Raw genomic sequence first — 8,415 nt, 5'->3', positions numbered from 1 at the left:
CGGGCATCCGCCCGCTGTTATATTTGAATCATCTGTTCTTCGATGTTGTCGATTGCATTTTGAATGAGAGTTTCCTCATCCAATACAGCCTCTGCCTCTTCAACAAATTTCAGCTTAGGCTTGGTGCGCGGATGCTTTGGCGTAAACACAGTGCAGCAATCCTCAAACGGCAGAATAGAGGTTTCAAAGGTATCAATCTTGCGTGAGATCTGAACGATTTCCTCTTTATCCATACCAATAACCGGACGAAACACGGGGATATCACAAACCGCATCGGTGCAGGCAATTGCCGCTATGGTCTGGCTTGCCACCTGCGCCACGCTTTCTCCGGTAATCAGCGCGCTGTATTCGTTGGCCTGTGCAATGCGCTGCGAAATTTTCATCATATAACGGCGCATAATAATGGTGAACAGCTCTTCGGGGCAATGCTCTTTGATCTGCTCCTGAATCTCGGTAAACGGCACCACATGCAGTTTGATTCTGCCCGCATACGCGCTCACCTTTTCAAGCAGTGAAATCACCTTAAGCTTTGCGCGCTCACTGGTATACGGCGGGCTGAAAAAGTGAATTGCCGAAAGCTCGATGCCGCGTTTCGCCATCATATAGCCGGCAACCGGGCTGTCGATGCCGCCCGAAACAAGCAGTGCCGCCTTACCCGAGGTGCCAATGGGCAGCCCCCCCGCACCCGGAATCTGCCTGGCGTGTATATATGCCGCCACTTCGCGCACCTCTACCCATACCAGCATCTCGGGGTTCTTCACATCCACGGTGAGGTTTGGGTAAGCGTCCAGCAAAACACCGCCCAGCTCTTTGCATATTTCAGGCGAGTTCATCGGAAAAGTTTTGTCGCTGCGGCGTGCCATTACCTTAAAGGTATTCACATAGGGCAGCGTATCCGCAAGGTACTGCACCGTCTTGGTTTTAATGTCGTCCCAATTTTTCTCCACCACCGCGGCACGGCTGAGCGCTGAAAATCCAAACACCTTTGAGAGACGTTCTACCGCCTCATCCAAATCAAGGTCATCGGTTGCCGGCCTGCAGTAGATGGTGGACTGCGACTTGGTAAATTTAAAGTTGCCAAGGCTGGCCAGCCTACGGCGTGCGTTTTTAATCAGTACGTCCTCAAAGCTGCCACGGTTAAGCCCTTTTAACGCAATTTCGCCGCTTTTGAGCAAAATAATCTCTTTCATTCCTCTACCTCTGTCCTTTATTTCTATAGCCTGTCTGTATTAAGCCTGTCTTTTAATGTCTTTCATGCCCTGCCCCAGCACTGTGATAAACCTTGCAATATCTTCGCAGGTATTGTATTTGCCAAAGCTAATGCGGAGCGCACTGTCGATGATGCGCTCATCCAGCCCCATGCTGCGCAACACATGGCTTTTTTCGCCCTTGGCGCACGCAGAGCCGCTGGAGACAAAAATACCCCGCTGCTCAAGATAGTGCATCATAATTTCGGAGCGAATTCCCACCGCGCTGAGGTTTACAATGGAAGACAGTGCATCGCTCGGGGAGTTGATATGAATTCCCCGAAGCCCCGCAATGCCCTGTAGCAGTGTCTGTGAAAACAGCGCGGTGTTCTGTGCCGTATGCGCGCAATCAATCAGCTCCGCCGCTTTGCCGAGTGCTACAATGTTGGGTGCCGCCTCGGTGCCCACGCGCAACCCACGCTCCTGTGAGCCGCCGTATGCGCGGGGCAGCAGCCGCACGCCACTTCGCACATACAGCGCGCCAATCCCCTTTGGCGCATAGATTTTATGTCCGCTGACAGTGAGCAGGTCAACCCCGAGCCGCTTTACCTTGATCGGCAGCTTTCCGAAGCCCTGCACCGCATCGCAGTGAATGATAACGTCTTTGTTTTTAAAGTGGATACCGCGCACAATCTCTTCCACCGGGGTGATGCTGCCGACCTCGTTGTTAACCAGCATAATGCTCACCAGCACGGTACGGCTATCCACCGCATCGATTACGTCGCGCGCCGCAATATGCCCCTGCCCGTCCGGTTTTACGGCAACTACTTCGCAGTCAAGCTTTTCAAGCTGCGCGACCGATGCCATAACCGACGAATGCTCGAACGCGGTGGTTACCACCTTGCCGCCCATTCGCCGGCTCATATTCATAGTGCCGAAAATGGCAAGATTATTTGCCTCGGTACCGCCGGAGGTAAAGGTAATTTCACCTGCCGCCGCACCGATGGCCGCCGCAACCTGTTTGCGCGCAGCGGTAATCGCCAGTTCGGCCTCCAGCCCTTTGCTGTGCAGCGAGGACGGGTTACCGTAACAGTCGCACATCATCGAAAGTGCGGCCTGTGCCACACGGTCATCCACACGGGTGGTGGCGCTGTTGTCCAAATATATTTCGTTCATGTCGTTTCGCTCCAATCAAAGACAATCAGCCCTGCTTTTGCCCTGTCTGTCGCAAGCCCTGTAATTTGGGCGATAGCTGTCTAATTTAGTATTATATATCAAAAACCGCTCTGTTTCAATTTTTGTAAGGCTCATTTTACATATTTTTAAGATGTATGGAAAAAATATTGAATATCTGCAAATATATTTTTCTTTGACTGGAGGAAAACAACCATGGAAAATAGAAAATCTGTACAGTTGAATTTTACAAAACGTGGCTTGGTTCGGCTTATCAGCTACCTTTGCGCGGTGGTATTGGTTTTGGGTGTGGGCACTGCGGTGGGCTACAACAACGCAGCTCACTACCGCATTTTACTGGAGGATACCTACTCGCAGTCGCTGACCGGGCTGGCAAGTAACCTCACCGGGATTTCAGCAACCCTAAACAAAGGGATGTACGCCTCGACACCGGTGCAGGTTTCAAGCCTTTCGGCACAGCTCTGGCGCGACGCCTCTGCGGCCAAAACCGCACTCACCAGCCTGCCTATTGGTGAGCTGCATTTGGATAATACCAACCGCTTTCTTTCTCAAATCGGCGATTATGCAATGGCTCTTTCGAAAAAATCGGTGAGCGGCGCAGACATCTCGGATAAAGAACGCGAACAGTTCGCCGCACTGTGTGAATACGGCAAAGGGCTTTCCAACCAGCTTTACCAAATGGAACAAAGCATTATCGAAGGCAAAATTTCGATGGAGAAGATTAAAAAGGATATCCAAAATACGAACGAAAACAACGGTGCCGAGCCGGTATCGGGCAATACGCTCACCTCTTTTGATGATATGGAGAAATCATTCTCCGAATATCCCGAGCTGGAATATGACGGACCGTTTTCCGACCATATTTTAAAGCGCGAGCCACAAATGCTCAAGGGGGCGGCGCAAATCCCTTATGACGAGGCACAGAAGTTAGCAGCGGCCGCAGCAGGAGTAGATTTTTCTGCCCTCAAGGGCGGTTCCGAGGAAAACTCCACTATGCCGTCTTACACCTTTTATGGCGACAACGTGTGGGTAGGCGTAACCAAGGCGGGCGGTTTTATCTCGTACGTGATGAAATCGCGCCTGCCCGAAACAACCAGCCTTACTGTTGATGACGCTATGCGCGCTGCCAAAACCTACCTTTCGGGGCTAAACCTGCGTTCACTTGAATCAACCTATTATCAGGTGGGGGGTAACCAGTGCACTATTAATTTTGCATACAAACAAGGTGATGTCACCATCTACCCCGATCTTATCAAGGTTACCGTTGCGCTGGATAACGGCGAAATTCTCGGCTTTGACGCAAGGGGTTATATCTCGAACCACTACAACCGCACCCTCACCACCCCTAAGTTGACCTTGGAGCAGGCAAAGCAGGTGGTGGGTAAGAAGCTGAAGATTGAGAGCAGCCGCCTTGCCATTATACCCACAATGGGGCAACACGAGACCTTCTGCTACGAATTTACCGCAACCGCTGAAACAGGCGATAAAATACTGATTTATGTCAATGCCAATACCGGTATTGAAGAACAGATTCTGCTGCTCACCGAGGACGAAAACGGGCGGGTAACTCGATAAAATGCGCATACAAAAAGAGGCAGTCTTAAAAGACAGCCTCTTTTTTTGCTTATTGCTGTTTGCCTGCCATTAATTTAACCATAACCGCCTTTTGTGCATGCAGCCTGTTTTCGGCCTCGTCGTAAATCTCGTTTTGGTGTGCCTCAAACACTGCGGCGGCAATCTCCTCCTCGCGGTGTGCAGGCAGACAGTGCTGCACCATCGCGTCTTTTTTGGCTACGGAAAGCAGCTTGTCGTTGATTTGATAAACACTCTCAAACAGCTTGCGGCGCTCGTCTGCCTCGCCCTCCTGTCCCATCGACGCCCACACGTCGGTGAAGATCACGTCTGCGTCCTTCGCCGCTTCAAACACATCTTCGGTGAGGGTAAATCCACCGTTTCCTTTTGCAAATTCCACAACATCCGCCGCGGGCTGGTGGGCTTTGGGGGTGGCAACGCCTACCTCCATTCCCATTTTAATACCGCCGACAATCAGCGAGTTCGCCATGTTGTTGCCGTCGCCAATGTAGCACATTTTCAGCCCCTCGAGCTTGCCCTTGTACTCGCGTACCGTCATCAAGTCGGCAAGCACCTGGCAGGGGTGTGCATAGTCGGTAAGCCCGTTGATAATGGGGATGCTGCCATATTTTGCAAGGTCATCTACCTCCTGCTGGGCAAAGGTACGAATCATAATGCCGTCGAGGTAGCGCGAGAGCACGCGTGCGGTGTCCTCCACAGGCTCGCCCCTGCCAATCTGCAGGTCGCGCGAGCTTAAAAACAGTGCAGAGCCGCCAAGCTGGTACATACCCACCTCGAACGATACACGGGTGCGGGTGGAGGATTTTTGAAAGATCATCCCGAGGGTTTTTCCCTCAAGGTGGTGGTGCTTAATGCCATGCTTCTGCTCGTATTTGAGCTGGTCGGCAAGGTTTAAAATTTCGGTAATTTCCTCAGTCGATAGGTCCATTATTTTTAGCAGATGCTTCATAGCTTAATCCTCCCAATTTGTAAGTATATTGCTTAGCACATTCAGGCCCTTTTGTATTTGCTCTTCGGTGATGGTGAGCGGCGGCAGCATGCGCAGCTTGGTTTTGGCTGTAAGGAAGATAATACCCGCATCAAGGCATTTGTTTACCACGTCTCTGCCTGCAAGGGTGTCAAACTCCACACCAATCATCAGCCCTAGCCCGCTCACACTTTTCACATGCGGCATTTTGCCCACTGCATCAAAAATCAGTTTGCTTTTTCGCTGTACATCGGCAAGCAGCGTATCGGTTAATTTATCGAGCACCACGTTTGCACCGGCGCACACAATGGGGTTGCCGCCAAAAGTGGTGCCGTGGTCACCGTAGCCAAAGGTTTTTTCACATTTTGCGTACAGCAGCACCGCACCAATGGGTAACCCACCGCCCAGCCCCTTGGCAAGCGATACCAAATCGGGTTTTAACCCAAACTGTTCGCAGGCAAGCAGAGTGCCGGTGCGCCCCATGCCCGTTTGTACCTCATCCACCATCAGCAGAATGTCGTGCTCGGCGCAAAGGGCAGCAACCGCGTGGGTAAACGCCTTTTGCAGAGGAATTACCCCGCCCTCGCCCTGTATCATTTCAATAAGAATACCGCAGGTTTTATCGCTCACCTTTGCCTTAAGGTCGCCAATGTCATTGGCAAGCGCATGCACAAAGCCCCCTGTAAACGGGCCGAAATTTTTATGGAACACCTCCTGCCCTGTGGCAGCAAGAGTTGTGATGGTGCGCCCGTGAAACGAGTTGACCAGTGTGATAATTTCGTTTCTGCCCTCGCCGTATTTGTCGGCGCTGTATTTGCGCGCCGCCTTGATGATGCCTTCGTTGGCTTCGGCACCCGAGTTTGCAAAAAATACCTTTTTGCAGCCGGTGCGCTCGCAAAGATTTTTTGCAAGCTGTACATTCGGCGCCGTGTAGTAGAGGTTGCTCATATGGCAAATGGTGCCCGCCTGCCTGCTGACTGCCGCCACCCAATCATCATCGCAAAAGCCGAGGCTGTTTACGCCAATTCCCGAGGTGAAGTCAATGTATTCCTCGCCGCCTATTCCATGGCACACCGCGCCCTTGCCGTCCACAATCGCTACGGGGAAACGCGCGTAAGTACCGGCAATGTATTCGCTGTCCATCTGCCGCAGTCCGTTAAAATCCATTTGCAAGCCCACCTGCTTTCTATTAATTATGTGTATTGTAGCTTATTAACTGAACATAGTTCCAACGCCTTCGTCCGAAAGGATTTCGATCAGGATAGAGTGCGGAATGCGCCCGTCGATGATGACGGCCTTTTTTACACCGCGGCGAACCGCCTCAACACAGCACTCAATTTTGGGTATCATTCCGCCCGAGATAATGCCCTGTTTTTTGAGGTAAGGCACTTCGCTGACGTTGACATGCGGAATCAGCGTGGTTTCGTCGTCTTTATTTGCGAGCAGTCCGCGGATATCGGTCATCAGGATCACGTTTTCAGCGCCCAGTTCAGACGCAATGCGCGCCGCAGCGGTATCCGCATTGATGTTGTAGACATTGCCCTCGTCGTCGCTGCCAACCGTTGCAATGACAGGGATGTACCCGTTGTTCAGCGAATCTACAATTGTGGAGGTATCAATCGTGACAATATCGCCGACATAACCGAGGTCAACCTCGCCCTCCAGCTTTTTTGCCTTGATCATACCGCCGTCAATGCCGCACAACCCAATGGAACGCCCCTTGTTTTGCTCAATGAGGGAGACCAGCCCCTTGTTCACCTTGCCGGAAAGCACCATCTGTACAACCTCGGCGGTTTCTTTGTCGGTATAGCGCAGCCCGCCGATGAATTTGCTTTCTTTACCCATTCGATGCAGTACATCGCTGATTTCGGGGCCGCCGCCGTGCACCAGCACCACCTTGATACCCACCAGCGAGAGCAGTACAATATCGCTCATCACGGCCTGCTTGAGCTGCTTATCAATCATTGCGTTGCCGCCGTATTTCACCACCACGATTTTATCGTAATATTTTTGTATATAAGGCAGTGCCTGTATCAGCACCTGCGCCTTGTCTGTATTGGATATTTTCATGCTCTGTTCCTCAAACTGTTTTATTTAAGTTCCGCCATAGCGGTATGCCAGAAAATTATGTGCAGCCAACGCAGTATGATGGGAATTTGGTTTGATCTTCCCTGCACTGCAAAACAAAACCCGCAAGACAAGGCGGCAAACGATGTGAATGAGGGCGCATACTTGTTGTATGGTACCGAAATTCACAAGTGCAGCCAACGCAGTTTGGCGGGGAATTGTTTTGGTTTGCATCCTTAGGTGCGGTAATCGCCGTTTATTTTAACATAATCATAGGTCAGGTCGCAGCCCCATGCGGTGGCATACGCCTTGCCGTCGTTCATAGCAATGTTGATTTGAATTTCGTTTTCGGTAAGTACCTGCTTTGCGGCTTCTTCGCTGAACTGCACGCCCGCACCGTTTTTACACACTGCAATATCGCCCGATTGGGAGGCAAAGCTGACGTCTACCTTGCCGATGTCAAACTCTGCATCGGTATAGCCGATGGCGCACAGCACACGCCCCCAGTTGGCATCTGCACCAAACATTGCCGCCTTGAACAAGCTGGAGCATACCACCGATTTCGCCACTTTTTTCGCAATCGCTTTGTCGGGTGCGCCCGTCACATTGCATTCCAGCAGCTTGGTGGCACCCTCGCCGTCTTTGGCAATATTTTTCGAAACAATTTCGCACAGGTGGCAGAGCGCCGCACAAAAGTCTTGATATGCGGCACTGTCGGCACAGTTGATGACAGGGTTTTGAGCGGCACCGTTGGCAAGGCAGGTAAACATATCGTTGGTAGAGGTGTCACCATCCACGCTCACCATGTTAAAGGTATCGCTTACCACACTCCACACTGCCTTTTGCAGCAGGGTCGGAGCAATTGCTACATCGGTGGTGACAAACGCGAGCATGGTTGCCATGTTCGGGTGAATCATACCGCTGCCCTTTGCAATAGCGCCCATCTTGCAGGGCACTCCATCCACCGTAAAGCGAATAGCAAATTCTTTTTGGAACGTATCTGTTGTCATAATGCCCTCGCAGGCTTCGCTGCTGCCATTTTCCGAAAGTGATTGCACCAGCTTCTCCATACCGCCCGCAATTGGGTCGATGGAAAGGGGCTGCCCGATCACGCCGGTGGACGCCACCACCACATCACCAGGGTCGATTCCCAGCGCCTTGCCAGTGAGCTCACACATCTGGGTGGCAATCTCAATTCCGTTGGCGTTGCAGGTGTTTGCGTTGCCGCTGTTGCAGATAATGGCTTTCGCCGTATCGTTTGCCACATTTTGCATGGTAACGTAGATAGGCGCGCCCTTCACCTTATTCTGGGTGTAGGTGCAGGCAACTGCGCAGGGTGCCTCGCTGTAAATGAGTGCAAGGTCACGTTTGCTTTTATTTTTACGGATGCCGCAGTGGATTCCGCCT

General features: G+C 51.7%; 7 protein-coding genes. 1 reads left to right on the top strand and 6 read right to left on the bottom strand.

What is annotated here, in order from left to right:
* Nucleotides 1–17: 17 nt before the first annotated feature.
* Together thiI and RTV33_RS08825 are read right to left on the bottom strand one after the other, a co-directional pair.
* Nucleotides 18–1,190, bottom strand: a complete 1,173-nt coding sequence (thiI, locus tag RTV33_RS08830) for a tRNA uracil 4-sulfurtransferase ThiI (RefSeq protein WP_312643531.1) — start codon at nucleotides 1,188–1,190, stop codon at nucleotides 18–20.
* Between the two features lie 39 nt (nucleotides 1,191–1,229).
* Nucleotides 1,230–2,363: a cysteine desulfurase family protein gene (locus tag RTV33_RS08825; protein WP_312643530.1), complete on the bottom strand. Its 1,134-nt coding sequence runs from the start codon at nucleotides 2,361–2,363 to the stop codon at nucleotides 1,230–1,232.
* A gap of 213 nt (nucleotides 2,364–2,576) precedes the next feature.
* Between RTV33_RS08825 and ypeB the strand changes: the two genes are divergently transcribed.
* Nucleotides 2,577–3,956 carry a germination protein YpeB gene (ypeB, locus tag RTV33_RS08820; RefSeq protein ID WP_312643528.1) on the top strand — a complete coding sequence of 460 codons (1,380 nt, stop codon included), beginning with the start codon at nucleotides 2,577–2,579 and terminating at the stop codon, nucleotides 3,954–3,956.
* A gap of 49 nt (nucleotides 3,957–4,005) precedes the next feature.
* On the opposite strand, the gene argF is transcribed toward ypeB, so the two are convergent.
* The 4 genes from argF to argJ form a co-directional block, all read right to left on the bottom strand.
* Entirely contained in the window at nucleotides 4,006–4,923 is a 918-nt protein-coding gene (gene argF, locus RTV33_RS08815) for an ornithine carbamoyltransferase (protein WP_312643526.1), read from the bottom strand.
* Between the two features lie 3 nt (nucleotides 4,924–4,926).
* Complete coding sequence (locus RTV33_RS08810) at nucleotides 4,927–6,108, bottom strand: aspartate aminotransferase family protein (protein ID WP_312643524.1); 1,182 nt, start codon at nucleotides 6,106–6,108, stop codon at nucleotides 4,927–4,929.
* 45 nt (nucleotides 6,109–6,153) lie between these two features.
* Nucleotides 6,154–7,011, bottom strand: a complete 858-nt coding sequence (argB, locus tag RTV33_RS08805; protein ID WP_312643522.1) for an acetylglutamate kinase — start codon at nucleotides 7,009–7,011, stop codon at nucleotides 6,154–6,156.
* 233 nt (nucleotides 7,012–7,244) lie between these two features.
* Nucleotides 7,245–8,415, bottom strand: a 1,171-nt coding sequence (argJ, locus tag RTV33_RS08800) for a bifunctional glutamate N-acetyltransferase/amino-acid acetyltransferase ArgJ (RefSeq protein ID WP_312643520.1), incomplete at its 5' end; no start/stop codon positions are given.

This window comes from Hydrogenoanaerobacterium sp. (genome assembly GCF_032017025.1).
Taxonomy (GTDB): domain Bacteria; phylum Bacillota; class Clostridia; order Oscillospirales; family Ruminococcaceae; genus Hydrogenoanaerobacterium.
This window is presented reverse-complemented; position numbering and strand designations above follow the sequence as displayed.